We start from the raw sequence: 1,269 nt of genomic DNA on the forward strand, positions 1-1,269 counted from the left end.
CAGGGCCATCGCACTCGAAAGTCATAACGGATGAATCCCCAGCATTTTCATACGGATATCGTCATCCCAAGCCGCCCGCTTACGCTTGAGCCGCAGGCTCGTCTTGGTGGTGTCGGTTTTGTCCGCACGAATCAGGTTCATTACGATCTTCTTGAGCAGCGAGAGGTTCTGCGGTGCGTTGTCCTTGCGGATCATGCAGTCGTCCTCGCCGAAGCAGACGTCGAGCATCCAGTGAAGTCGATTCTCGATGGCCCAGTGCGCACGAACGGTCTTGGCCAGTTCTTCGGGTGTGAGTTTGCGCGAGCTGATGTAGTAGCGCTCCTCGAGTTCAGCCACCTTGTCGCCGGCCACGCGTTGCGAGACGACGCAGCCGACGGTCTTGCAACCAGGCCACAGCTCGGGGTCGATCTCCTTGCCGCTGGCGGCGACCCAACTGAGCTGCATCACCGTCCTGCCATGGGACTTATCTACGTGCTTGAAGCCGTCGTTGGCGGCCTGCGCATCACTGATCAGGTCGCGCACCTGCTGATGCAGCGTAGGCTGGTTGCCCTTGACCGCGAGCAGGTAGTCGCCTCCCTTCTCCACGATCTTGGCAGCGATCTCGCGCTGGCAGCCCATGGCGTCGATGCTCACGAGCAAGCCCTTGATGTGCAGGGCCTCCAGCAACTCAGGGATGGCGGTGATCTCGTTGCTCTTGCCCGCCACCTTCTCTTGGCCGAGCACCAGCCCCAACTCGGTCGAGAACGCGCTGACCATATGCACCGGCGGCGCATCGCCATCGGCCGAGCGGCGCAGCGTCTTGCCGTCGACGGCCACCACGCCATCGAGTGCGCCAACGATCCCGCCCACCCAACGTCGGAACACCGATTCGAACTGCTTCGGGTCGAGCACACGGAATACGCGCAGGAACGTGTCCTGCGAAGGGATGCCATTCTTGAGCACGAGGAAGCGCCGAAGCCAGTCGGCCTTGAGGCGCCCCCAAAGGGCGATGTCCTCGAAGCTGTCGGCGTCCGAGAGCATGGCGCACACCGCGATCACCAGGATCTCCCGGAAGTCGTGGCGGGTGCCGTTGCTGGGCTGACGCGGATCTTCAAGCTCACCGAGTTTCTCCATCAGACTGACTCCCGCTCCACGCATTTCCGTCGCCCAAAAGACGAGAGTAGACGCGTTTTCGAGAAGGTCCACAAGATGGCTGCATAACCTATTGAACGTGAACGACTTTTCTGAAGATTTTCAGGAAGTGCATGTCATTCGAGTGCGATAGCCCTG

At 60.7% G+C, this 1,269-nt stretch carries 1 protein-coding gene; it reads right to left on the bottom strand.

What is annotated here, in order from left to right; genetic code table 11:
• Nucleotides 1-21: 21 nt before the first annotated feature.
• Complete coding sequence (locus ACMV5O_RS21270) at nt 22-1,113, bottom strand: ISAs1 family transposase (protein WP_416165307.1); 1,092 nt, start codon at nt 1,111-1,113, stop codon at nt 22-24.
• Nucleotides 1,114-1,269: the final 156 nt, after the last annotated feature.

It is taken from the genome of Thauera sp. WH-1, from assembly GCF_047806685.1.
Classification (GTDB): domain Bacteria; phylum Pseudomonadota; class Gammaproteobacteria; order Burkholderiales; family Rhodocyclaceae; genus Thauera.

Excerpts from the sequence above, each read along its gene's own strand:
- ACMV5O_RS21270 (WP_416165307.1), bottom strand. The coding sequence starts at position 1,113 with ATGGAGAAACTCGGTGAGCTTGAAGATCCGCGTCAGCCCAGCAACGGC.